Raw genomic sequence first — 23,027 nt, 5'->3', positions numbered from 1 at the left:
AATTTCGTTATCTTTCTTCTGCCGCCAGCGACAAGTACTGCTGGCAGATGGCACCAATGCTATAAGACTCAATCTTCGTGGAATCGATAATCGGTGGATTGTTATAAATATCCAGCATGGTATTCGCAAGTTCCTGAGCAGTCATACCCGAAAGGCCACGTGCCAGTCCCTCTGTGAGAATTTCTGCTGGCCCACCCGGGCAGCGAGTACTGACTGCTGGTGTCTGGCAAATCAGAGCTTCCACTAATACGTTACCAAACCCTTCGCAATCTGAGCTCAACAGCAGCATGCGTGCATTGGCAATCCATGGATAAGGATTGGGAACGAATGATTTGATAATGACGCGGTCGGCAACGCCCGCGGCAGAAGCCATTGCTTTAATTTCGGCAATGCGTTCTTCACTACCGCTACCCATCAAGACTAATGGAACCTGAATCTTACTAAGTGCATAGGCATTGATGAGTCGATCATGGCGCTTATGCTCATGGAAACGCCCAACATGAATGAGATAGTCCTGCCCCGCCATCTCACATGGCTCTTTCGCTCGTAAATGAATCCCGTCAATGTCGAATGGGTTATGTATCACGGAGCTGCGGGAAAGCGTGATGTCGAAACCCTGAGTAATATCTTGCAGCACCGCTTTAGAGACGGCGACGACGTTACTGTTCTGGTAAACACTTTGAATTTTTTTACGTTTTAACCAACGGGAGAAGCCATGGCGATGTTGGAGATACGAGAAGGAGAACATGCCATGCACGCAATACCAGAGCTTTTCACGCGGTATAGATTTTGTGTGGGCAACAATGCGATCGGTTTTATGCAGATGCGAAAAGATGAGGTCAAATTTCCCTTTTTTCTGCGCTTGTTCAACTGCGCTATCGAGCAGAGCTGCACGGCGAGAGAGTTCAGTTAGCTTGCGCCAGGGTTTTTTGCAGGTATCCAGAATGACTTGATAATCAACGCCTTCAGGGATGTCATAGTCACAGACACGGCGCAGAGAAAATACGGAAACCTGATGGCCCATGCCCACCAAACCTTGCGATAGGGTTAGAACGGTTTTTTCAGCACCGCCGCCAGGTAAACCATCAATAACCATTAGGATACGCATCATCTAATCCAGTATGTTTTGATACAGCGAAATAAGTTGCTGTGAAAGTTTTTCCGGTGTCGCATCCCTGACTCGTTCACGAGCAAATATCCCCATACTTTCATCAACAAAGCGCGATGGTATTGCCATTACCGCTTCTGACAATCGTGGGATATCGAGTGCATCACAAACGTATCCATTTTGTCCGGTTGTAATAAATTCAGCACCACCACAGGTGTGTGAAGTAATAACCGGTAAACCACATGCCATTGCTTCAAGTATCACATTAGGGAATGGATCATATAGCGTTGGCAGTAATAGTCCATCAACAGCTTGATAGAAAGGTAGTGTGTTTTTCTGCATCCCCATAAACCGTACTCGGTTCTGGCACCCCAACGATTGTGCCAGTTCTTGGTACTGTTTATCGGCTTTATCCTGTCCGACAACGACAAGATAGCGATCTGTGCCCGCGATGGCTCTTATCGCACTGGCAAGCCCTTTGCGCTCAAATCCCGATCCTACAAAAACCAGCGCCACCGCATTTTGCGGGATGGTCATTTCATTCCGTAACTTAGCTCTCAATTCTTCATTTGCTGGAACGAAGCGGGACGAGTCAATGGCATTATAGATGACATGTATCTTGTTAGCAGGTATAGAGAAATCTTCGATTATTTCTTGCTTCACCATTTCCGCATTGCAGATTACGGCTTTTAGCTCAGGAGCCTGGTACATAGTCCTTTCAGCTTGCATGACATAGCGGTGGTATCTGTCCATAAACAACCACTTTCCACGCCATGCCGGTAAAATTCTGGCTCGCTGCATTAACCAGCGGCGATGAACACCATCACCAGCCCGATAAATATCACACCCTGCGATGCGCTCATGACTCTGAACAATATCGAAATTTTCACGTTGCCAAAGTTTCCTGGCCGCATCAGCAAAGCCTTTTTCACGGCTGATTCGACCAAGCTTCATTGGGTCACATATATGAATATGCCAGTTATCCTGGCGTTCGCCTTCCCATTGCCGGGTGATAACGTTGAGTTCCATGTCATGGGCACTTAATGCTTCAAGTGCACGTGAAACGAAACGCTCAGCACCTCCATCCGGGCGATATTTTTGGCGGACGATTGCCAGACGGCAGCGCTTCATAACAATTGTTTCCTTGCGGCAGCAACAACGACACCAACCGGAATGGCATCGAGATAACGTTCTTTCGTATTGGTATCAATCTTGTCTGGATCGGGAAGCTCACCAAAATTTCCAGCCCAGATAACATCACCGACGACATCCCACGGGCTCCAGAACGTCAATTTTGACGGGCCAAATAATGCGATGCAGGGCGTTCTTAACGCAGCCGCCATATGCATAGGTACAGAATCAACGCCAATAAACAAACGAGCATGATCGATGAGCGCAGCTAATTGTCGCAGGGTTAATTCACCAGCGAGGGAATGAATGCGTTCTGGCGGGCATAATGCGCGGATTTTCTCAATCATCGCTTTTTCATTCTTATCGGGACCGGAAGTCAAAATAAGAGTATGGCCGTCATTTTGTAGCGCTGTGATAGTTTGCGCCATTTTGCTCTCATCCCAGCATTTGAAGAACCAGCGGGATGTAGGCTGCACCACGATAAATGAACCTTCCACACCTTTGCTTTGCAACGTAGTTTGCACGGTTTGCCAGTCTTCAGGCTGGTAACTCATCGTCACACTGCGACATTCAGAGATACCAAGCGGAGCAAGGATGGATAAATTTTGTTCAACGGTATGCAGAGTCTGATGGTGGGCTACTGATGCAAGCTGCGTATGGCAATTGCGCCAGAACCACCCGCGACGTTTATTGAAATCGAAACCGATGCGTGAAGGGGCGCCAGTGAAACGAGTCACAATGGCGCTACGCCACTGATCGGCAAGGTTGAAAACCAGATTATATTTTTGCTCGCGCAGCGTTTTGAGTAACTGCCATTCTTTGCATAAATGCTGGCGAGTACCTAGTTTTCGCCACTTACGGTCAATGCCATAAATACGATGAATGAACGGATAAGCCGCTAGCATATCGCGTGTTTCTTCATATAGCAGGACATCAATTTCTGCCTGTGGCCATGTCTGATGTAATGAGTTGATCACTGGGGTGGTGAGCAGCATGTCACCATGATGGCGCAACTTTATCAGTAGAATGCGAGCAGGTGGCTCGCTTGCGAGAGAATTCAAGGCGTTATTCATTATCATCTTTAGGTGATCAACCAGAGGGTGATTCTAATAGACCTTGAGTATGGTTGCTACATTTGTGCTCAGAAGTCAGAAATTTGAACGTAAGCGGTTTGCCCTAATCAGACAGGCTGCGTAACATGATGTAAACCTCGTGTTAGCTCAGAGACGGAAATGACTAAACCAGCATTCATCATTACTATTGATACCGAAGGCGATAATCTGTGGCAAAACCACCGGCAAATCAAAACTGAGAATGCCCGTTTTTTACCTCGTTTCCAGGCATTGTGTGAGAAATATGGTTTTAAACCGGTTTGGCTGACAAATTACGAAATGGCTATCGACCCGGATTACATCGAATTTGCTAAGGATGTAATTGCTCGTGGCCAGGGTGAAGTTGGCATGCACTTGCATGCATGGAATAGCCCACCGGATTATGATTTAACCGGTGATGACTGGCGCTGGCAGCCTTATCTGATTGAGTATCCTGATGAGGTCCTACGCGAGAAGGTGGTTTATATGACCACTCTATTGGAAGAAACTTTCGGCACAAAAATGATCAGCCATCGTGCAGGTCGTTGGGCATTTGATAGCCGTTACGCCAAACTTTTGGTGGAGCTGGGTTATAAGGTGGATTGTTCAGTGACCCCAAGGGTTAACTGGCGAAATGCTAAGGGTGCGCCAACAGGCAATGGTGGAACGAATTATCAACATTTCCCGACCCAGGCTTATTTCATGGATCTGGAAAATATTAGCCAGTCCGGTAACTCTACGCTGCTCGAAGTCCCAATGAGCATTCAATATAAGCACAGCCCGTTAATGAATAGCTTTAAACAAAGCTATGACCGGCTTCGTGGTAAATATCGTAGTCCTTCCGTTCATTGGTTGCGCCCATCGGGCGGTAACTCAGCACAAATGATAGCGGTTGCGGAAAAAACATTAGCTGAGGGCAACGACTACGTGGAGTTTATGCTCCATTCCTCGGAGTTTATGCCGGGTGGTAGCCCTACATTTAAAAATGAAGCTGATATCGAGCAGTTATATCAGGATTTAGAGACGTTATTTTCATGGCTTGCTGAAAGAACGGTGGGGATGACGCTGGCTGAGTATTATGGGCTAAAAGAAAAACAAGTGCAGTAAACTGCACTTGTTTTTTCATAATTATGGTGCTGTCGATTTTATTGGTGTACTTAGAATTACAGATAAGGGGAACCAGAATAGGAACCAAAATTCTTGAGGATTTCCAATAATAAACATTCCCTGAGACATATAATAAATCAGAGAAAATATAAAAATAGATCCTTCTATTTTATGATTGACTCTTATATGTTTGGGGACTTGAAGTAATCCATACCCAATAACCATCATTAGCATTGAAAAACCAATCAGACCACCTTTTAGTAATGATGCGAGATAAATTGTATGGGTTGTGGAAATGTTTTGGCCGATGCTATTTATAAACGTTAAATTTTGATCAAAGCCCCAACCCCAAACCAGTTTTTGTTTTGCAAGTTCTAGTGCATTTTGCCAAATGCCGAATCGAATAAAGCTCTGTTGGTATAAGCTTTCAAGTCGATCGATGAATATAGCTGAAAAATTTGTCAGAAATACAACTGCTATAACTATGCTGATTATTCCAAGGCCATAAAATATATGCTGTTTAGTATAACGTGGATTTATGATAAATAAGAGTATAAACGCGGCAATAAAAGCGATTAGTGGCCCACGACTTTGAGTGAGTAAGAGCGATGTGAGTAGAATGGGTATTAACAAATAGAGCCAGTTTTTACCTGTTTCACGAATAAATATTAATCCGCAAAAAATACCTATTGCCATGTAGCCACCCAAATCAATAACATTATCCGGTGCCCAAGGGAAAGCAATATCAAGTCTATTGACTGCGAGTGTTGTCTTGTCAACCATAACTAAAGTAAAAATTGAAAGCAGAGTCATGCCGATATATACAGCACCCATAACATACTTTTTATAACCAAGTTTTTCCATCTGACGATAGAGACATATGAAGGTTAAGAGATAAAGTGCATGCTTCAATGTTGAGCTTATATTACCGGGGTTATTAGACCATAGATTAGAAAGGGAAAAATATATTAAGAATATTAGCGGGAAAATTAACCCTTTTAAATAGGGCTGATCATTGATGAAGGTTATTCTCGTTTTATGTGAGAAAATTAATGTCCCTATAAAGAGGATAAGTGAAACATGGAAAAGAAGGTTGACTTTTGAGATGTTGCAAAAAATAGCACTGAAAAAAATAAATGCTATAAAAATTAATGCATATGATTTCTCTACGCGCGAGGTTTTATTTAAAAGCATCACGATAATCCAGTTTTGGGAAAATATAAGACGGAATTGCGCTATCTTGGGATAAGTTTATGACTTCAATATTTTTATTTCTCAATGCCTGGCTGGCAAGAGTGAAAGCTGGAATGATAATGTCATGCAGTTTCTCATTAAGAAAAGAGGGGAGCATATTATCAGTTGTTTCATAAAATCTAGGTTTAGAAAAATTGTTCATATCTAAACCTGCAATATATATTTTATTAAATCCTAAAAAAGCGAGTATTTGGAGAGACCAATATACAACTGTTCCGGCATCAAACACTCCGGTCCTAATGTCATAATTAAATGCAATCCTATCTGAGTTTTTAAGAAATAAAATATCCTGATGAGATGTGAATGTTTTTTTTACATTATCCGATAATATTTTTTTCTCGTATATTTTGTAGCATTTATCCTCAATGACAACTAACTTACATTTAATGTTGTTCATTGAGAATCTATCAACAATTTTAATAATACCATGCATTGTAGTGAATAACGTTAAATCACTTTTAGCTATAATTTTCTCCAGAAACTCTGGTCTATTATCAATAAAAGTCATATCAACTATGATGTAAATATTAAAATCAACTTCTTTATGAAGACTCCAGGCACCATTAACCCCAATAGTTGGTAATTTAGGAATAGATGAAAAATCTATTTTTTTTATCGAAGGACCTGTTGCAATTAGTAGAACCCTACCATTATAACTACCTCTGAGAGTTGATAAGTTTTGTAGTGGGATTTGACTGCTTTTATAGAATAATTCAGAGATTGCACCAAATTCATCTCGTTGGATTTTGATATAAGGCCATAGATTTTCATTATGACGCATACTTCTCGGATGCGTATAGCGATATATTTGTTTCGTCAAGGTGCCCATCAGATTCTCATTTTATCCTATTATCTATTGTTCTCATGATTAGTAATAAAGCTGTAAATATCAGATAAATCATCATCACTCAACGCAAACATCTCTTCTCTTGAGCGATCAAAATAGTAAGGAGCTTCAAAGATATATGATTTTTCATACTCTTTGTGACCAATCAACAGAACGTTGCCTAACGGACGCTGCTCTTCAATGCAGCACGGGCCATAAATGAGAACAATAGGGACACCCACTGCATCTGCTATATAAACATTTCCAGAATCTGATGCAATATAGAAATCCATTTTACTAATAGCAAAAGGGACATCTTCCAAAGGTAATTCGCCAATCAGACTCACAATATTTTCTCGTACTCCGACTTCACGATGCAAGTCATCGAGCCATACTTGTTCGCTTTGAGGACCGAAAACATAGTAAATACAATTTAAGTCGCCTAACGCATCAAATACTTTTTTCCATACTGCGGCAGGAATTGTTTTTGATTTGTTTCCTGCAGATATACTCAGACCAATTTTGATAACATTTTGTTTATCAAGCGATATTGGGTAGGACTCAGGCTTTCTTAATGGCCGGGTTGCATGCTTAGGAACATTACGCCAGCTCAGGTTACGCTCAGCGAGCTTAAGGTAATCGTCGACAGTTAATTGGTCTTTTCTGTGTTCAACAGTACCAGTAGCTGTAAAGTAAAGCGGAGCTTGATACCAGCGACGCGTATAAGTCGACAGGTACTGTTTGTTCTTCGCATTGCAGACGGATGCAAAGAAAAGATTCGTACTATTTGGATGTAACAAGTAAACATTTTCGTAGCGATTCATAAACTTGAAAGCCAGGTGAAACTTGCGCCATAGGCTCTTTTTATGTTCTTCAATCAAGAAAATGGTATCGATAGTTTCATCATGCTTAGCCAAAGGAAGAACTGTTTTGCTGATCAAAACATCACTATGCTTCAGATGGGCGAGCAAGGGCGTTACGTTGACGAAATCGCCTATTTTTGCCGTTTGAATGAGTAAGTTCCGGCCTGTTTTTTTATAAAACAGTTTTCCGATCAATTTGAACGGAAGAAAGAGGATAAAGAGGATTAGATAGCTCATTAATCGTTATTCTGTCTTTAAGTGGCTAATTTTCTGGAGTGCGGTAAATGTGTCTACAGCGGTGATGTTAGCCATACTTTTTCCTGCGCCCCTGATTTCATGTTGATTTTCACCGTAGCCACCAATTAAACCCGGATCGGTTGGGCCATACAATGTAATGTTTGGCTGACCTAATGCGGCGGTCAGATGGCTTAATCCGGTATCGACGGAGACAACAGCTCTGGCTCCAGCAAGTTGTTTGGCTACCTGTTCAAGGGACAGACGTGGCAACACTTCAACATTATCAAATCCTTCAGCCAAACGAATTGCCCGTTCGTGCTCGTGATTTGTGCCCCACGGGAGTTTAATACGTAAGCCAGTATTGTGCATTAATTGAATAAGATCTCGCCAGTGTGATTCCGGCCAGTGTTTTTCATCGCGTGTGGTGGCATGAAGGAAAATCATATATCCCCCCATATCTGATGGCGCGGTAGCCAGAAAATGCTGGGCTATTGCATAGTCACCTTGTTTTTCAGGCTTCTGATAACCAATACTTTTGGCAAATAACTCGCGAGTACGTTCCACTGCATGTTGCTGTTTCGCGATTGAATGCCGGCGATTGTAGAAGAGGCTGGCTAACGGTTCACGGGCGCTATTCCAGTCCATACCATGTTTTGTCCCGCGGGCTTTACGAGTCACCAGAGCAGCGCTCTTTATTAATCCCTGGGCATCAACGATGAGATCGTAATTCTCAACACGTAGCGCTTGATAGAATGCCGCACGCTCGGCTTTCACTGCTGTTGAAAACCAGCTTTTACGCCAGCGACGAATCGCCACTGGAAGAACTTTATCGACAGCCGGATGCCAGGTGGGGATTTGTGCAAAGCCTTCTTCTACTACCCAATCGAAGCGGATACCAGGAATGGCGTTCATTGCGTCAGTCAGCGCAGGCAAAGTATGCAGCACATCACCCATTGACGATGTTTTGACGATTAATACCCGCATTACGCTTCGTTCTCCGCTAGCAGCAAGGCTGCAAGCTCTTCCATGACTCGCTCAGGAGTAATATCAATCAAACTTTGATGGTAGCCTTCTGCGGCGTCGCCTTTACGCACTTTGTGATAGCCGCTAATCAGGCGAATGACTCGCGCTTTATGCGATAACGGTGGGGTAAAGTCTGGGCTGCTTGGGCCATATAACGCAACAAGTGGGCGATTGAGCGCTGCGGCAACGTGCATTAAACCGGAATCGTTGGTGACCACAGCCTGGCAAGCGGCAATCAAAATGACGGCTTGCTCGAGTTCAGTATCTCCCGCCAGATTACGGCAATAAGCCTGCTGCTGCGTGGTTAATGCAGCAACAATATCATTCCCGGCTTCTTTATCTTTTGCCGAACCAAACAACACAACTTGATAGCCATCATCAATGAGTTTGCCTGCAAGGGTTGCGTAGTGATAATGCGGCCAGCGTTTCGCCGGACCAAATTCAGCACCAGGGCAGAAACCAATAATCGGGCGTTTGGCATCGAGGCTAAATGCAGCAGTCGTCTGGAGCTTTTCGCTTTCGTTAACTTGCAACTTAGGCCATAGCAACGGCTGGGGGAGATCTTTAGCCGACTGCATTACTCCTTTCTCATAGGCTAACGCAACGTAACGCTCGACCATTAATGGCCAGGCTTGCTTATCCAGCACGCGAGCGTCGTTGAGCAATCCGTAGCGCATTTCACCGCGCCAGCCGGTACGTTGCGGGATATTGGCAAAGAAAGGAACCAGTGCAGATTTGAATGAGTTTGGCAGCACATAGGCTTGATCGTAACGTTTAGCACGCAGGGCGTGTCCAAGACGGCGACGTTCGCCAATCTCCAGAGCGCCATGCCCAAGTGGCATCGCCAACGCTTCGTTAACTTCTGGCATACGTGACAGTAATGGACGGCACCATGCCGGTGCCATCACATCAATGATTGCCTGGGGATAGCGCGCCTTGAGCGTGCGATAGAGACTTTGCGACATCATCATGTCGCCCACCCATGACGGGCCAATCACCAGTATTTTCATACGTCAGGCTACCTGCTTATGCGTCACGGTTCAGCCAGGCCATATATTCTGTTACGCCTTCGGCAACAGTTTTGAATGGCTTGTCGTAACCTGCGGCACGCAGATTGGTTAAGTCGGCCTGAGTAAATGCCTGATAGCGGCCCTTGAGTTTTTCCGGGAATGGAATGTATTCAATGCTGCCTTTTTTATGGAATGCCAGGGCTGCGTCAGCAACGGCCTGGAAGGATTCCGCACGACCGGTACCGCAGTTATAGATGCCGGATACGCCGTTCTGCCAGAACCACAGGTTAACCGCTGCAACATCACCCACGTAAATGAAGTCGCGCTTAAAGCTATCGCTGCCTTCAAACAGTTTTGGATTTTCGCCGTTGTTCAACTGAGTATTCAGATGGAATGCAACGCTTGCCATACTGCCTTTATGGCCTTCGCGCGGCCCGTAGACGTTGAAGTAACGGAAGCCAGTAATCTGGGAGTTAGCTTCAGGCAGAATTTGGCGCACGTATTCGTCGAACAGGAATTTGGAGTAACCGTAAACATTCAGCGGCTGCTCGAATTCACGAGACTCGATAAAATCGCTGTTGCGGCCGCCATAGGTTGCGGCTGATGAGGCATACAGGAATGGAATTTCGCGTTCGAGGCAGTAATGCAGAACTTCTTTTGAGTACTGATAGTTATTATCCATCATGTACTTGCCATCCCACTCGGTGGTGGAAGAACAAGCACCTTCATGGAAAATTGCTTCGATATCGCCGAATTCTTCACCTGCCATAATCTGGATTAAGAAGTCTTCTTTATCCATGTAGTCGGCAATATTCAAATCAACGAGGTTGGCGAACTTGGTGCCATCCTTCAGGTTGTCGACCACCAGGATATCAGTATGTCCGATATCATTCAGTGACTTAATGATGTTGCTGCCAATAAGGCCAGCACCGCCGGTGACAATAATCATAAGCGAAAACCTTAAAAAAAGAGGGCCGTAAGGCACAATACCTCACGCGCTAATGGCTCTTATCATACCATTACATTCATGGACCCGCCTAATATGAGGAAGTTTCTACGCCTCGTGATTTATGCTGCAAATTTCAATTTCATTGAAGCGTAATCTCGTGTCCTGGTATAGGTTTGGGTAATATGTGTCGAAATTAGCCATGCCTGGAGAATCGCAATGCGCGGAGATTTTTACCAACAGTTAACAACCCAACTTGAAACCGCACGAGCGGAAGGGTTGTTTAAAGAAGAACGTATCATTACTTCTGCTCAACAAGCCGATATTACCGTTGCTGATGGCAGCCATGTCATTAACTTCTGCGCCAATAACTATCTGGGGCTCGCTAACCACCCGCAACTGATCGATGCCGCAAAGCAGGGCATGGATACACATGGTTTTGGGATGGCATCTGTGCGTTTCATTTGTGGAACACAAGACAGCCATAAAGAGCTGGAAGGTAAACTTGCGGGCTTCCTCGGAATGGAAGATGCGATTCTTTACTCTTCCTGCTTCGATGCCAACGGCGGCCTGTTTGAAACGCTGCTCGGCCCAGAAGATGCGATTATTTCTGATGCCCTGAACCACGCGTCTATTATTGATGGCGTGCGTCTGTGCAAAGCGCAGCGTTATCGCTATGCAAACAACGATATGCAAGAACTTGAGGCTCGCCTGAAAGAAGCGCGTGCGGCAGGGGCTCGTCATATCATGATTGCCACCGACGGTGTGTTCTCTATGGATGGCGTGATTGCGAACCTGAATGGCGTTTGCGATCTGGCTGATAAGTATGACGCGCTGGTGATGGTTGATGATTCTCACGCGGTTGGTTTTGTCGGTGAAAATGGTCGTGGCACGCATGAATATTGCGATGTGATGGATCGTGTAGACATCATTACCGGCACGTTGGGCAAAGCGCTCGGCGGCGCATCCGGCGGCTATACAGCGGGTCGTAAAGAAGTGATTGAGTGGTTGCGCCAGCGCTCTCGCCCATACCTTTTCTCTAACTCTTTGGCACCGGCTATCGTTTCAGCATCCATCAAAGTTCTGGAAATGCTGGAAACCGGCGCTGAAATTCGTGCTCGTCTGTGGGCAAACGCGAGTTTGTTCCGCGAGAAAATGTCCGCAGCAGGTTTTACCCTGGCGGGTGCGGATCACGCCATCATCCCTGTGATGTTAGGTGAAGCGGTTGTGGCGCAGAACTTTGCGCGTGAACTGCAAAAAGAAGGCATTTATGTCACTGGGTTCTTCTTCCCGGTAGTACCAAAAGGTCAGGCGCGCATCCGTACTCAGATGTCAGCGGCCCACACGACTGAACAAATTGAACGTGCGGTTGACGCATTTACGCGTATCGGTAAACAGTTGGGCGTTATCGCCTGAGGGAGCGGTCATGAAAGCATTAGCGAAACTGAAAGCAGAAGAAGGCATCTGGATGACGGATGCACCCACGCCTGAAATGGGTCATAACGATCTGCTGATCAAAATCCGTAAAACCGCAATCTGCGGCACCGATGTGCATATTTATAACTGGGACGAATGGTCGCAGAAAACTATTCCGGTTCCGATGGTTGTCGGTCACGAATATGTGGGTGAAGTTGTCGGTATTGGCCAGGAAGTTAAAGGCTTTAAAATTGGCGATCGCGTCTCCGGTGAAGGCCATATCACTTGTGGTCACTGCCGTAACTGCCGTGCCGGCCGTACTCACTTGTGCCGTAACACAACAGGTGTTGGTGTAAACCGTCCGGGTTGTTTCGCAGAATACCTGGTGCTGCCTGCTTTCAATGCTTTCAAAATCCCTGACAACATCTCAGACGATTTAGCCTCTATCTTTGACCCGTTCGGCAACGCTGTTCACACAGCGCTGTCCTTCGATCTGGTTGGGGAGGATGTGCTGGTTTCAGGCGCTGGCCCAATCGGTATTATGGCGGCGGCTGTCGCTAAACACGTTGGTGCGCGTAATGTCGTGATCACCGATGTGAACGAATACCGTCTGGAGCTGGCGCGTGAAATGGGCGTGACCCGCGCGGTGAACGTCAGCAAAGAAAACCTGACCGACGTAATGAAAGAGTTGGGCATGACTGAAGGTTTTGATGTGGGTCTGGAAATGTCAGGTGCTCCACCGGCATTCCGTACCATGCTCGATACCATGAATCACGGTGGCCGTATTGCGATGCTGGGTATTCCTCCGTCAGATATGTCTATCGACTGGACGAAAGTCATCTTCAAGGGCTTGTTCATCAAAGGTATTTACGGGCGAGAAATGTTCGAAACCTGGTACAAAATGGCGGCGCTGATTCAGTCTGGCTTGGATCTGTCACCAATCATCACTCACCGTTTTGGTATCGATGATTTCCAGAAAGGTTTTGATGCCATGCGTTCCGGGCAGTCTGGTAAAGTCATTCTTAGCTGGGATTAATTCTTGCTGAGTTGATTAAAAAAGGCCGGGAAACCGGCCTTTTTAACATCTTTACTCGCTTGCCGTCTGCTTTTCAGCATCCGTCAGATAACGTACTTTTCGCGTGTAATCCTGCCCTTTAAACAGCAATTCACTATCCGACGAAACCAGATATTTTTGCCATTCAGAAAGTGGGAAACCGCCATGCGCGCCGATGACTTCTTTTGGAATCACTGACGGTGTGCCACCAATGCGTTTTGATACCGGCCAGTTTACCCAGTCACCTAAATTCACTGTTTTGAAATCCAGCAAATCGAGCAATGCCGCCAGCGGCAATTGATCTGTCGGCGGCTGAGAATCATCCATCAGCTTCCACGTATCCTGGAATAAAGCCAGCCAAAGAGGGCATAGCCGGTGCCAGGTGCTGCGAGTTGCGGCCAGGAAAGCACTATTGACGTGATGTTCGAGAGTCGGACGAATAGTACCCTGATAATAAGCTGGCGCTTTCCCTTCTGGTGCATTTGCCAGTTTTGCAATCATTTTTCCCTGGCGGAAACTGGAGTAGAGGGTATTTTCCTCGACTTGCAGTTCAGGCATCTGTAACAGGTTTAAATCCGAGTCAATAATCAGCGCGCCTTCGGTCCTGGCATACAGTGGCGCTTGAATCTTAATCAAACGGCTACGATAGATTTGCTTGAAACGATAGTTGTCATCTCTTTCCGGGACCTTCAGCGTGACGACTCGGGTTTTGCCTGGCAAATCGGTAAAAGCACTGGCCGGTTGGTCGGAAACGATGACGATTTCTTCGAGCAGTGGTGCGAAACTCTCGGCAAAAATAGCCGAAAGCGTACCTTCCTCAATATAATCTTCGCCGACACATGGGATTACAACAGAAGTGACAGGAACGGTTTTAGCTCCGCTTGCCGCCTGTGCTAAAGGGATATTATGTCGCGCCGTAATATGGCGATATTTTGGGTTCAGAAATTTAAACATATTCATTCCGGGTTGGTTTTACTGCGCCAAGTACGGCTTCGACACCGGCAACATAGTGTTCGATCGCATAGTTATCAATCACGCGTTGGTAGGCGGCTTGTGTAAGGGCATCACGTAATGCGCTATCTTGCCATACTTGCTGAAGATGCGAAGCGAGCATAACGGTATCGCCATAAGGATAAATCAGACCGGTACGTCCGGAGTCGATTAACTCTGCCGTCCCCGTCACATTTGAACCGATCACCACGGTTTTAAGCAGCATGGATTCGAGCACCACACGCGGTAACCCTTCGCTTTTCGATGCCAGAATAAAGACATCAAATGCGGCCAGATAATCCAGGGGGTTGTTACGAAAGCCGGTAAAGATAACCCGATCGGCAAATCCATAATCAGCGGCCTGGCGCTGTAGTTTTTCGCGATCGGCCCCTTCGCCTACCAGAACAAATTTCCATTTTGCGTCGGGATGTTGCTGCTGAAAACGGTGCAAAGCTTCCAACGTATGGTGGCAGGATTTTCTTGGGATAAGTGACCCGATACTACCAAACAAAAATGTATCGTCGCCAATGTCCAACGAGCGACGTACCGCCTCGCCAGAAGGTAAGGGCTGGTGAATATCAATGGCGTTAGGAACAGTCGTGCAGAGAGATCTTTTCACGCCGTGGTTAAGCAGCACGCTTTCCACGCCATGAGAGACGGCGATTATAGCGTCGCCTGTGCGGTTGACGATTTTTGTAATCGCCTGACTCATTACTGGTTCGATACGGCAGTGCTGTACTACCGCAACATTGAGCGGCTCGGCGGCCAGATATCCTTCCAGGTTAGAGCCAGGCTGGTTATTCATATAGAGAATTTCGTAGCCATCTTTCTGCAACCGCTCACGCAATGCCATCGCGTTAGGTTTGATGCGCCATTGCTCATCAATATATGCGGTGACTTTTTTGCGCCCTGACTTGCTGAAAAACAAAAATGAGCGAGCAACTTCCTTGCAGATTTTTGCCCAGCCAGGTTGCTTGCGTTGTGGAATAAAAATGACAGGAATCTGAATGCTCTTCAGCACTTTCTCAATGGTTTCACCTTCACCGCGCGCATAGTTGTAGTAAAAGCAGCACGTGATATCAAACCGTTGGCGGTCAATACGTTTGAGCAGTTCCAACATACTGTTGGTACCGCCGCCCCACTCTTTACCGTTATCCAGCAAGAGAATTTTATGCCGCTGTTGCGTCATCGTAAACCGACTCCTGTAGCTTTATTCAACGCGGCATTATAAGGGCTATCAACCGTGATAACTATCCCGCGACATTTCCAACTGTGGATGTGCTTTTTCCCCAGCCCTGCCACTGATGCTGCATATATTGCATTAATTGGCTCTGGCTGATGCTTTCACTCAACACAGTAAAGAACGTAGTGGCATAGACAGGTTGCAAAGGTTGTTTCGGTTTGCACAAACTAATGCCTTTAAATGGATTACGCGGTTGCTCTGTCGGTTTGCCGGGCACTACAGGGCGAGTATTGTTTGGTTTCGAGGTATCAACCTGCGGTTCGTTCAACAAGCTGCTCGGGCGGACCAACGTAATATCTGAAGGCAGGTTGTACACCATCTGTTGCAATACGCGCACGGTTGTTGGATGCGGGTGGCCGATGGCTATCGCAGAGCCATTTCGGCGCGCTAACTCTACTGCACGATTAAACTGGAAACGGATATCGGCTTCGTTTTGCGTATCGTCGAGGAACACTTTGCGTTTGATAACCTTGACGTTAGTTCCCGCTGCCGCCCGCATTGACTGGCTATTGCCAATCGTCATGCTGTCGAGGAAATAGAGATTATATTGCCCCAGCGCCTGCATCACTTTTTGCATGCCAAACAGGCTGGATGTCATCGCGCTGCCCATATGGTTATTGAGTCCCACAGCATAAGGAACATCATTAACCGCTTCGCGAATAATGCGTTCGATTTCGCCGCTGCTCATATCCGGGCGCAAAGTATCTTTTTCCAGCGGCTGTTTGCTGAGCGGAGCCATCGGTAAATGGATTAGCACTTCATGCCCGGCATTGTGCGCTTTGGTTGCCATTTCGCGGGCGTGAGGGGCGTTGGGTAAAACAGCCACGGAAATATTAGAGGGGAGTGCTATAACCTGGTTTTCTTGTGCGGGGCGATAACCGAAGTCATCTATAACGATTGCCAGCTTTCCGGCGTAAACAGGGGTTGTCAGCATAAGTGTGCTGACGAGAGAGAAAAACACACGACGGAATTGAAGCAAAACTTATCTTCCCAACCACGGTTGTGGATTGACTGCCTGGCCCTGGCGGCGAATTTCGAAATAAAGTGACGGGCGGCCCTGACCACCACTGTTACCCACCAGAGCAATAGCCTGGCCGGCGCGAACTTGTGTTCCAACATTAACCAACGCGCTTTGGTTGTAACCGTACAAACTCATATCGCCTTTGCCGTGTTCTACCACGACAACCAGGCCATAGCCCTGCAACCAGTCGGCAAGAATTACGCGTCCATCGGCAATGGCTTTAACTTCAGTGCCTTCACCAGCGGCGATAACAATCCCTTTCCAACGTAGTTCACCCTGGAGCTGTTCGCCATAACGATGAAGGATTGAACCGCGGACCGGCCAGAAAGCTTGCCCACGAGCGGCACCCAAACCACCTGTACGTGAAATCAGCGAGCGTTCACTTTCGGTCGGTTTGTAAGTACTGCCTTTGCTGCTCGCTTCTTTTTGGCGATCGCGAACCTGTTCAGCTTCGCGAGCTTCTTTTTCTGCTCGAGCCTTAGCGGCGGCTTCTGCACGGGCAATTTGCCCCTGCAAGCGGGATTGGTTCTGGCGCATTTCGCTCAGCTTTTGCTGATCTTGCTGCAAAGAAGATTCGAGAGTGGATAGCGTCTTTTTGCGCTCGTTACGGGCACTTTCCAGCCTGGTTTGCTGGGCTTGCTGTTCGTAGAGCAATGTCTGTTGTTCGGTTTGCTTAGACTCCAGACTCGCTTTTTGCTCGTCAACTTCCGCTTTGGTTTGCTTTAGGTTCTCGATAGTTTCCTGACGCGCTGCGTTCAGGTAACCAAAATAGGCCTGCAAGCGTTGCCCGCGCTGACTTTCTTCACCGCTTAAAATTAGCTGAATGCCGGTGTGTTGACCCTGACGGAAAGAAGCGTCGAGTTGTGCGGCCAGATTGCGTTCCTGCGAGGCCTGCTGCTTTTGCAGTTTCGCGAGTGAAGCATTCATGGTGTCGATTTGGCGGTTGAGTTCGGCAAGCGTGTTTTGCGTATCGCGCAGCTTGCGGCTGGCTTCGGCGATAGCTTTTTCTTGTGCCTGGAGTTGAGCGAGTAATGTAGAGCGTTGTTGCTGTTGCTGGCGTACCGCACGTTCTTGAGTAGCAATATCCTGCTGGATAGATTTTAACTCGGCGCGATCGTCGGCATGGCTGATCGAGGGGCATAACAATACGCCAGCGCTTAACACGCTGGCGTACATCACAGGCCTGACTGAAAACAGTTTCGTTTTCACGGCCCATGTTATTGAAAAAATCGCCTTTCCCCTCATGGGGAGGGATTATTCCACGATGAACAGCGGCTTGCCAGTCATCTCTTGCGGGATTTCCATACCCATCAGGCTCAACATAGTTGGTGCGATATCAGAAAGCTTGCCGCCTTCTACCGCTTTCACACTACGATCGCCCACATAAATCAATGGAACAGGCAGGCTGGTATGCGCGGTGTGCGCCTGGCCAGTTGCCGGGTCAGCCATCTGTTCTGCGTTACCGTGGTCAGCGGTGATCAGCAATTGCCCACCCACGTTTTCAACTGCAGAAACAACCTGAGCAATACAGTTATCCAGCGCTTCGATTGCTGCGATAGCCGCTTCGTAAACACCGGTATGACCCACCATATCGCCATTTGGATAGTTACAAATGATGGTGTCGTACTTGCCGCTGCCGATCGCTGCCAGCAGTTTTTCGGTCAATTCTGCGGAGCTCATTTCCGGTTGCATGTCATAAGTCGCAACTTTCGGAGAGTTAATCAGAATGCGGTCTTCGCCAGCAAATGGTTCTTCAACGCCACCGTTATAGAAGAAGGTAACGTGAGCATATTTTTCAGTTTCGGAGATGCGCAACTGAGTTTTATCGTGCTTCGCCATCCACTCGCCAAAGGTATTGGTCAGTGAAGCTGGTGGATAAGCGCAAGCGGCTTTGATGTCTGCTGCATATTCGGTAAGCATCACGAAATCGCCGAAGTTAACCACTTTCTTACGGGCAAAACCGTCGAAGTCAGCATTAACGAAAGTACGGGTGATTTGACGAGCACGGTCCGCACGGAAGTTCATGAAGATCAGAGCATCGCCGTCGTTCATGGCTGCATCTGCTTCACCTTCTGCACGAATCACAGTCGGTTTAACGAATTCGTCGTTCTCATCGCGAGCGTAAGCTGCTTCCAGACCCGCAACAGCGGTTTCTGCCTGGTATTCGCCTTGAGCCAGAGTCAGCAGGTCGTAAGCCAGTTCAACGCGATCCCAACGGTTGTCGCGGTCCATAGCGTAGTAACGGCCAATCAGGGACGCAACGCGACCTTTGCCCAGTGCGGCAAACTTGTCGGCAAACTTCTTCAGAGAGGATTCAGCGCTGCGTGGCGGGGTATCGCGACCATCCAGGAATGCGTGCAGGTAGATTGCTTCAGCACCTCGTTCTGCTGCCAGTTCAATCATCGCCAGAATATGTTCTTCGTGGCTGTGAACGCCACCGGCTGATGCCAGGCCCATGATGTGAACCGCTTTGCCAGCGGCAACGGCTTTGTCTACAGCCGCAGTCAGCGTTGGGTTGGCAAAGAAAGTACGTTCTTTAATTTCAACATCCAGACGAGTCAGATCCTGGTAAACAATGCGGCCTGCGCCGAGGTTTACGTGGCCAACTTCGGAGTTACCCATTTGGCCTTCTGGCAGACCGACTTCCAGGCCAGATGCGTTGATCAAAGTGTGTGGGCGCTGGGCCCACAGGCTATCCATAACCGGGGTTTTAGCATTCAGAATAGCGTTATCCTGCTGCTCTTCGCGGTGACCATAACCATCCAGAATCACCAGAACCATAGGTTTTTTAGTAACTGACATTGCGACAACCTCTAAGTCAAAGACAAAATTTGCGTAATTTTACTACAGGCTGCGGGGTAAATAGCCGCAGAAGATCAAAGAAAGAGGCTGGATTGTGATCGGTTTTACGTCGTTGCGGTAATTTTTTTCGTAACAGTCCGCAGAATCTACATTACCTGGCGCAGACTGGCTGTATTTGGCACAACGCAAATGTATACTCCTCACCTGGTTTTTTCATATTACTTAGTCGGGAGTTACACCCCCCCATGCAAGAAATTATGCAATTCGTGAGTCGCCATCCCATACTTAGTCTGGCGTGGGTTGGCTTACTGGCCGCCGTACTTTTCATGACCTTTAAAGGTTTAACCTCTAAAGTTAAGGTCATCACCCGTGGTGAAGCAACACGCCTTATCAACAAAGAAGATGCCATTGTTGTCGACGTGCGTTCGCGTGATGATTACCGTAAAGGTCATATCGCTAACTCATTGAATGTACTGACCACTGATATTAAAAGTGGCAACTTCGGTGAGCTGGAAAAACATAAAGCGCAGCCTGTGATCGTCGTTTGTGGTAATGGTATTTCCTCTCAGGAATCAGCGGCGTTATTGACGAAAGCTGGTTTTGAAAAGGTGACTTTGCTGAAAGAAGGTATTGCTGGCTGGAGCGGGGAAAACCTGCCATTAGTTCGCGGTAAATAATGCTACGCACACTGAGGTAAAACCATGGCGAATATTGAAATCTACACTAAAGCAACCTGTCCATTTTGCCATCGTGCAAAAGACCTGCTGCAAAGCAAAGGGGTCAAGTTTCAGGAATTAGCGATTGATGGCGATGCTGTTAAGCGTGAAGAGATGATTAAACGCAGTGGGCGCACCACAGTGCCGCAGATTTTTATTGATGCACAGCACATTGGTGGTTGCGATGACTTGTATGCACTCGACGCTCGTGGTGGACTCGATCCCCTGCTGCGCTAGTGCAGTTCCTTTGTCGCTTACTGCCGTTTAAAGGACGTATTAATTTTTTAAGGGTTTAACAATGTCAGAACAAAACAACACAGAAATGGCTTTCCAGATTCAGCGTGTCTACACCAAGGACATCTCTTTCGAAGCACCAAATGCACCACACGTATTCCAGAAAGACTGGCAGCCTGAAGTGAAGCTGGATCTCGATACTGCTTCAAGCCAACTGGCAGACGACGTTTATGAAGTTGTGTTGCGTGTAACCGTGACCGCAACATTGGGTGAAGACACTGCGTTCCTGTGTGAAGTTCAGCAGGCTGGTATCTTCTCCATCGGTGGGATCGAAGGTCCGCAGATGGCCCATTGCCTGGGTGCGTACTGCCCGAACATTCTGTTCCCTTATGCACGTGAAGCAATCACTAGCCTGGTTTCTCGTGGCACCTTCCCGCAGCTGAACCTTGCACCGGTTAACTTCGATGCGCTGTTCATGAGCTACCTGCAGCAGCAATCTGGCGAAGGCGAAGGTGCTGAAAACCATCAGGATGCCTGATGAACAGCCTTAATGCTTCAATGACTGTGATCGGTGCCGGCTCGTACGGCACCGCTCTTGCCATCACACTGGCGCGTAATGGTCACCACGTTGTACTGTGGGGCCATGACCCTAAACACCTTGCTGTATTGCAGGCCGATCGCTGTAATGCCGCGTTTCTTCCTGACGTACCTTTCCCTGACACTCTTCACCTTGAAAGCGACTTAGCGAAAGCTTTGGCGGCCAGCCGTAATATTCTGGTAGTCGTACCGAGCCATGTATTTGGCGAAGTGCTGCGTCAAATTAAACCGCTGATGCGTGCTGATGCTCGTATCGTCTGGGCGACTAAAGGTCTGGAAGCGGAAACCGGTCGTCTGTTGCAAGACGTGGCGCGTGAAGCGTTAGGGGATGATATTCCTCTGGCGGTGATTTCCGGCCCTACGTTTGCCAAAGAGCTGGCAGCGGGTTTACCAACGGCAATTGCGCTGGCAGCAACCGACGAAACCTTCGCTCAGGATCTCCAGCAATTGCTGCACTGCGGCAAAAGCTTCCGTGTTTACAGCAACCCGGATTTCATCGGCGTGCAGTTGGGCGGTGCGGTGAAGAACGTGATTGCGATTGGCGCGGGCATGTCTGACGGTATTGGCTTCGGCGCGAATGCTCGTACGGCGCTAATCACTCGCGGTCTTGCGGAAATGACACGTCTTGGTAGTGCTTTAGGCGCTGACCCTGAAACGTTCATGGGAATGGCTGGCTTGGGCGACCTGGTATTGACGTGTACCGATAACCAGTCACGTAACCGTCGCTTTGGCATGGCGCTGGGGCAGGGTGCGGATGTGGATTCGGCACAGCAGCAAATCGGTCAGGTGGTTGAAGGTTACCGTAATACCAAAGAAGTTCGGGAGTTGGCGGCGCGTTTTGGCGTTGAAATGCCAATAACCGAGGAAATTTATCAGGTATTGTATTGCGGAAAAAACGCTCGCGAGGCAGCATTGACGTTGCTGGGTCGAACGCGCAAGGATGAACGGAACTCAGGCTAAAAAAATAGCTACGACTTGATGGAACAACACAACCGCAATAACTGAAGCGTTCCGGTACTTTGTGCCGGGCGCTGTTTTTCTGTCTGGAGAGAGCAATGTCGTCTGAAGAACTGGATCTGGTGTGGAGCAACATTAAAGCCGAAGCGCGAGCGCTTGCCGATTGTGAACCGATGTTGGCCAGTTTTTACCACGCAACTCTCCTCAAGCACGAAAACCTGGGCAGTGCGCTGAGCTATATGCTCGCCAATAAACTTGCCTCACCAATTATGCCAGCCATTGCGATTCGTGAAGTTGTCGAAGAAGCCTATGCGGCAGAGCCACAAATGATTGCCTCCGCTGCCTGTGATATTCAGGCCGTGCGCACCCGTGACCCGGCAGTCGATAAATATTCTACCCCGCTGTTATACCTGAAAGGTTTTCATGCTTTGCAGTCCTACCGTATCGGCCATTGGCTGTGGAAGGAGGGGCGCAGGGCTTTGGCGATATTCCTGCAAAATCAGGTTTCGGTTTCATTTCAGGTAGATATTCACCCAGCGGCGAAAATTGGCTGTGGGATCATGCTCGATCACGCCACCGGCATTGTGATCGGTGAAACGGCCATCGTCGAAAACGACGTGTCTATTTTGCAGTCGGTAACGCTGGGCGGTACCGGCAAAACCAGCGGTGATCGACACCCGAAAATTCGTGAAGGCGTGATGATTGGTGCCGGGGCAAAAATCCTCGGCAACATTGAAATTGGGCGCGGGGCGAAAATTGGTGCGGGTTCTGTGGTGTTACAACCAGTGCCGCCTCATACCACGGCGGCTGGCGTTCCTGCGCGAATTGTTGGCAAGCCTGAAAGCGATATGCCTGCCATCGATATGGATCAGCACTTCAACGGAGCCAACAACGGCTTCGAGTACGGCGACGGAATCTAACTTCTCAGAACGGCGCCGGGATACCCAAGCTGGCGCCACGCTTCATACACCACCACCGATACTGCGTTCGACAAATTCATGCTGCGGCTATCCGGCATCATCGGAATACGGATTTTTTGCTCAGCAGGCAAAGCATCAAGAATCGTTGCTGGCAGGCCGCGCGTTTCCGGGCCAAACACCAAATAATCCCCATCCTGATAGCTTACTGCGCTGTGCGCAGGCGTACCCTTTGTGGTTAATGCAAAAATTCGTTGTGGGTTTTCCGCCGCTAAAAATGCGTCATAGTTGTGATGGCGATTAACGGCTGCAAACTCATGATAATCTAGCCCTGCGCGGCGTAGACGCTTATCGTCCCAGCCAAAGCCTGTCGGCTCGATGATATGCAACCGGAAGCCGGTATTGGCGCATAGACGAATAATATTCCCGGTATTGGGTGGGATTTCTGGTTCAAACAAAACGATATTTAGCATACTGCCCCCAT

The 23,027-nt window shown here is 47.8% G+C and carries 23 protein-coding genes; 8 read left to right on the top strand and 15 right to left on the bottom strand.

Going from position 1 to position 23,027, the window contains the following annotated elements; translation table 11 throughout:
• Positions 1-7: 7 nt before the first annotated feature.
• From GC128_RS17680 to rfaQ, 3 genes are read right to left on the bottom strand one after another with little or no spacing between them, the layout of a single operon-like run.
• Positions 8-1,108: a glycosyltransferase gene (locus GC128_RS17680; protein WP_151995394.1), complete on the bottom strand. Its 1,101-nt coding sequence runs from the start codon at positions 1,106-1,108 to the stop codon at positions 8-10.
• A 3-nt stretch (positions 1,109-1,111) separates the two neighbouring features.
• Positions 1,112-2,239: a glycosyltransferase family 4 protein gene (locus GC128_RS17675; protein ID WP_151995393.1), complete on the bottom strand. Its 1,128-nt coding sequence runs from the start codon at positions 2,237-2,239 to the stop codon at positions 1,112-1,114.
• Positions 2,236-3,312 (bottom strand): putative lipopolysaccharide heptosyltransferase III, encoded by a 1,077-nt coding sequence (gene rfaQ, locus GC128_RS17670; protein WP_407643525.1) that lies wholly within the window; start codon positions 3,310-3,312, stop codon positions 2,236-2,238. The genes GC128_RS17675 and rfaQ overlap by 4 nt, the downstream gene beginning before the upstream one ends.
• Positions 3,313-3,471: 159 nt before the next feature.
• On the opposite strand from rfaQ, the gene GC128_RS17665 reads away from it, so the two are divergent.
• The gene (locus GC128_RS17665; protein ID WP_151995391.1) at positions 3,472-4,437 is read left to right on the top strand and encodes a polysaccharide deacetylase family protein; all 966 of its coding nucleotides are present in this window, start codon (positions 3,472-3,474) and stop codon (positions 4,435-4,437) included.
• Positions 4,438-4,458: 21 nt separating this feature from the next.
• Here GC128_RS17665 and GC128_RS17660 read toward each other — a convergent pair whose 3' ends face one another.
• Genes GC128_RS17660 through rfaD form a run of 6 tightly spaced genes read right to left on the bottom strand, consistent with a single transcriptional unit; the run spans position 4,459 to position 10,599 of the window.
• A complete protein-coding gene (locus GC128_RS17660; protein ID WP_151995390.1) occupies positions 4,459-5,631 on the bottom strand; it encodes an O-antigen ligase family protein in 1,173 nt (390 codons plus the stop codon).
• On the bottom strand, positions 5,618-6,520 hold the full coding sequence (locus tag GC128_RS17655; protein ID WP_151995389.1) for a sugar glycosyltransferase: 903 nt from the start codon (positions 6,518-6,520) through the stop codon (positions 5,618-5,620). Before GC128_RS17655 ends, GC128_RS17660 begins: the two co-directional genes overlap by 14 nt.
• A gap of 20 nt (positions 6,521-6,540) precedes the next feature.
• On the bottom strand, positions 6,541-7,617 hold the full coding sequence (locus GC128_RS17650) for a glycosyltransferase family 9 protein (RefSeq protein WP_151995388.1): 1,077 nt from the start codon (positions 7,615-7,617) through the stop codon (positions 6,541-6,543).
• A 6-nt stretch (positions 7,618-7,623) separates the two neighbouring features.
• On the bottom strand, positions 7,624-8,601 hold the full coding sequence (rfaC, locus tag GC128_RS17645) for a lipopolysaccharide heptosyltransferase RfaC (RefSeq protein ID WP_151995387.1): 978 nt from the start codon (positions 8,599-8,601) through the stop codon (positions 7,624-7,626).
• On the bottom strand, positions 8,601-9,650 hold the full coding sequence (gene rfaF / locus GC128_RS17640; RefSeq protein WP_151995386.1) for an ADP-heptose--LPS heptosyltransferase RfaF: 1,050 nt from the start codon (positions 9,648-9,650) through the stop codon (positions 8,601-8,603). Before rfaF ends, rfaC begins: the two co-directional genes overlap by 1 nt.
• Positions 9,651-9,666: 16 nt before the next feature.
• Positions 9,667-10,599 (bottom strand): ADP-glyceromanno-heptose 6-epimerase, encoded by a 933-nt coding sequence (gene rfaD / locus GC128_RS17635; protein WP_064515027.1) that lies wholly within the window; start codon positions 10,597-10,599, stop codon positions 9,667-9,669.
• A gap of 216 nt (positions 10,600-10,815) precedes the next feature.
• On the opposite strand from rfaD, the gene kbl reads away from it, so the two are divergent.
• Entirely contained in the window at positions 10,816-12,012 is a 1,197-nt protein-coding gene (gene kbl, locus GC128_RS17630; RefSeq protein WP_151995385.1) for a glycine C-acetyltransferase, read from the top strand.
• 10 nt (positions 12,013-12,022) lie between these two features.
• The gene (gene tdh, locus GC128_RS17625) at positions 12,023-13,048 is read left to right on the top strand and encodes an L-threonine 3-dehydrogenase (protein ID WP_151995384.1); all 1,026 of its coding nucleotides are present in this window, start codon (positions 12,023-12,025) and stop codon (positions 13,046-13,048) included.
• Between the two features lie 51 nt (positions 13,049-13,099).
• Here the strand turns inward: tdh and GC128_RS17620 are convergent, their stop codons facing one another.
• From GC128_RS17620 to gpmM, 5 genes are all read right to left on the bottom strand, one after another.
• Entirely contained in the window at positions 13,100-14,020 is a 921-nt protein-coding gene (locus GC128_RS17620; RefSeq protein ID WP_151995383.1) for a hypothetical protein, read from the bottom strand.
• Entirely contained in the window at positions 14,013-15,245 is a 1,233-nt protein-coding gene (locus GC128_RS17615) for a glycosyltransferase (protein WP_151995382.1), read from the bottom strand. Before GC128_RS17615 ends, GC128_RS17620 begins: the two co-directional genes overlap by 8 nt.
• A 61-nt stretch (positions 15,246-15,306) precedes the next feature.
• The gene (locus tag GC128_RS17610) at positions 15,307-16,278 is read right to left on the bottom strand and encodes a divergent polysaccharide deacetylase family protein (protein WP_370639867.1); all 972 of its coding nucleotides are present in this window, start codon (positions 16,276-16,278) and stop codon (positions 15,307-15,309) included.
• Positions 16,279-16,281: 3 nt separating this feature from the next.
• Complete coding sequence (gene envC / locus GC128_RS17605) at positions 16,282-17,565, bottom strand: murein hydrolase activator EnvC (protein WP_151995380.1); 1,284 nt, start codon at positions 17,563-17,565, stop codon at positions 16,282-16,284.
• A gap of 9 nt (positions 17,566-17,574) precedes the next feature.
• Positions 17,575-19,122: a 2,3-bisphosphoglycerate-independent phosphoglycerate mutase gene (gpmM, locus tag GC128_RS17600; protein WP_151995379.1), complete on the bottom strand. Its 1,548-nt coding sequence runs from the start codon at positions 19,120-19,122 to the stop codon at positions 17,575-17,577.
• Positions 19,123-19,367: 245 nt separating this feature from the next.
• On the opposite strand from gpmM, the gene GC128_RS17595 reads away from it, so the two are divergent.
• The 5 genes from GC128_RS17595 to cysE all read left to right on the top strand — a co-directional run bounded on the left by GC128_RS17595 (position 19,368) and on the right by cysE (position 22,546).
• Positions 19,368-19,799 carry a rhodanese-like domain-containing protein gene (locus GC128_RS17595; RefSeq protein WP_151995378.1) on the top strand — a complete coding sequence of 144 codons (432 nt, stop codon included), beginning with the start codon at positions 19,368-19,370 and terminating at the stop codon, positions 19,797-19,799.
• A gap of 24 nt (positions 19,800-19,823) precedes the next feature.
• On the top strand, positions 19,824-20,075 hold the full coding sequence (grxC, locus tag GC128_RS17590) for a glutaredoxin 3 (RefSeq protein ID WP_064515041.1): 252 nt from the start codon (positions 19,824-19,826) through the stop codon (positions 20,073-20,075).
• A 61-nt stretch (positions 20,076-20,136) separates the two neighbouring features.
• A complete protein-coding gene (secB, locus tag GC128_RS17585) occupies positions 20,137-20,610 on the top strand; it encodes a protein-export chaperone SecB (protein ID WP_034461441.1) in 474 nt (157 codons plus the stop codon).
• A complete protein-coding gene (gene gpsA, locus GC128_RS17580) occupies positions 20,610-21,629 on the top strand; it encodes an NAD(P)H-dependent glycerol-3-phosphate dehydrogenase (RefSeq protein ID WP_151995377.1) in 1,020 nt (339 codons plus the stop codon). The genes secB and gpsA overlap by 1 nt, the downstream gene beginning before the upstream one ends.
• 95 nt (positions 21,630-21,724) lie before the next feature.
• Complete coding sequence (cysE, locus tag GC128_RS17575; protein ID WP_151995376.1) at positions 21,725-22,546, top strand: serine O-acetyltransferase; 822 nt, start codon at positions 21,725-21,727, stop codon at positions 22,544-22,546.
• Here the strand turns inward: cysE and trmL are convergent.
• On the bottom strand, positions 22,543-23,016 hold the full coding sequence (gene trmL / locus GC128_RS17570; protein WP_064515046.1) for a tRNA (uridine(34)/cytosine(34)/5-carboxymethylaminomethyluridine(34)-2'-O)-methyltransferase TrmL: 474 nt from the start codon (positions 23,014-23,016) through the stop codon (positions 22,543-22,545). The two genes, cysE and trmL, sit on opposite strands and share 4 nt — an antisense overlap.
• Between the last annotated feature and the right edge of the window lie 11 nt (positions 23,017-23,027).

The sequence above is a fragment of the Buttiauxella massiliensis genome (assembly GCF_902500225.1).
GTDB classification, from domain to species: Bacteria; Pseudomonadota; Gammaproteobacteria; order Enterobacterales; family Enterobacteriaceae; genus Buttiauxella; species Buttiauxella massiliensis.
Note: the sequence above shows the minus strand (reverse complement) of the source record. Positions and strands in the feature narration are given on the sequence as shown.

Excerpts from the sequence above, each read along its gene's own strand:
- GC128_RS17680 (WP_151995394.1), bottom strand. The coding sequence starts at position 1,108 with ATGCGTATCCTAATGGTTATTGATGGTTTACCTGGCGGCGGTGCTGAA.
- GC128_RS17675 (WP_151995393.1), bottom strand. The coding sequence starts at position 2,239 with ATGAAGCGCTGCCGTCTGGCAATCGTCCGCCAAAAATATCGCCCGGAT.
- rfaQ (WP_407643525.1), bottom strand. The coding sequence starts at position 3,312 with ATGAATAACGCCTTGAATTCTCTCGCAAGCGAGCCACCTGCTCGCATT.
- GC128_RS17665 (WP_151995391.1), top strand. The coding sequence starts at position 3,472 with ATGACTAAACCAGCATTCATCATTACTATTGATACCGAAGGCGATAAT.
- GC128_RS17660 (WP_151995390.1), bottom strand. The coding sequence starts at position 5,631 with ATGCTTTTAAATAAAACCTCGCGCGTAGAGAAATCATATGCATTAATT.
- GC128_RS17655 (WP_151995389.1), bottom strand. The coding sequence starts at position 6,520 with ATGGGCACCTTGACGAAACAAATATATCGCTATACGCATCCGAGAAGT.
- GC128_RS17650 (WP_151995388.1), bottom strand. The coding sequence starts at position 7,617 with ATGAGCTATCTAATCCTCTTTATCCTCTTTCTTCCGTTCAAATTGATC.
- rfaC (WP_151995387.1), bottom strand. The coding sequence starts at position 8,601 with ATGCGGGTATTAATCGTCAAAACATCGTCAATGGGTGATGTGCTGCAT.
- rfaF (WP_151995386.1), bottom strand. The coding sequence starts at position 9,650 with ATGAAAATACTGGTGATTGGCCCGTCATGGGTGGGCGACATGATGATG.
- rfaD (WP_064515027.1), bottom strand. The coding sequence starts at position 10,599 with ATGATTATTGTCACCGGCGGTGCTGGCCTTATTGGCAGCAACATCATT.
- kbl (WP_151995385.1), top strand. The coding sequence starts at position 10,816 with ATGCGCGGAGATTTTTACCAACAGTTAACAACCCAACTTGAAACCGCA.
- tdh (WP_151995384.1), top strand. The coding sequence starts at position 12,023 with ATGAAAGCATTAGCGAAACTGAAAGCAGAAGAAGGCATCTGGATGACG.
- GC128_RS17620 (WP_151995383.1), bottom strand. The coding sequence starts at position 14,020 with ATGTTTAAATTTCTGAACCCAAAATATCGCCATATTACGGCGCGACAT.
- GC128_RS17615 (WP_151995382.1), bottom strand. The coding sequence starts at position 15,245 with ATGACGCAACAGCGGCATAAAATTCTCTTGCTGGATAACGGTAAAGAG.
- envC (WP_151995380.1), bottom strand. The coding sequence starts at position 17,565 with ATGAGGGGAAAGGCGATTTTTTCAATAACATGGGCCGTGAAAACGAAA.
- gpmM (WP_151995379.1), bottom strand. The coding sequence starts at position 19,122 with ATGTCAGTTACTAAAAAACCTATGGTTCTGGTGATTCTGGATGGTTAT.
- GC128_RS17595 (WP_151995378.1), top strand. The coding sequence starts at position 19,368 with ATGCAAGAAATTATGCAATTCGTGAGTCGCCATCCCATACTTAGTCTG.
- grxC (WP_064515041.1), top strand. The coding sequence starts at position 19,824 with ATGGCGAATATTGAAATCTACACTAAAGCAACCTGTCCATTTTGCCAT.
- secB (WP_034461441.1), top strand. The coding sequence starts at position 20,137 with ATGTCAGAACAAAACAACACAGAAATGGCTTTCCAGATTCAGCGTGTC.
- gpsA (WP_151995377.1), top strand. The coding sequence starts at position 20,610 with ATGAACAGCCTTAATGCTTCAATGACTGTGATCGGTGCCGGCTCGTAC.
- cysE (WP_151995376.1), top strand. The coding sequence starts at position 21,725 with ATGTCGTCTGAAGAACTGGATCTGGTGTGGAGCAACATTAAAGCCGAA.
- trmL (WP_064515046.1), bottom strand. The coding sequence starts at position 23,016 with ATGCTAAATATCGTTTTGTTTGAACCAGAAATCCCACCCAATACCGGG.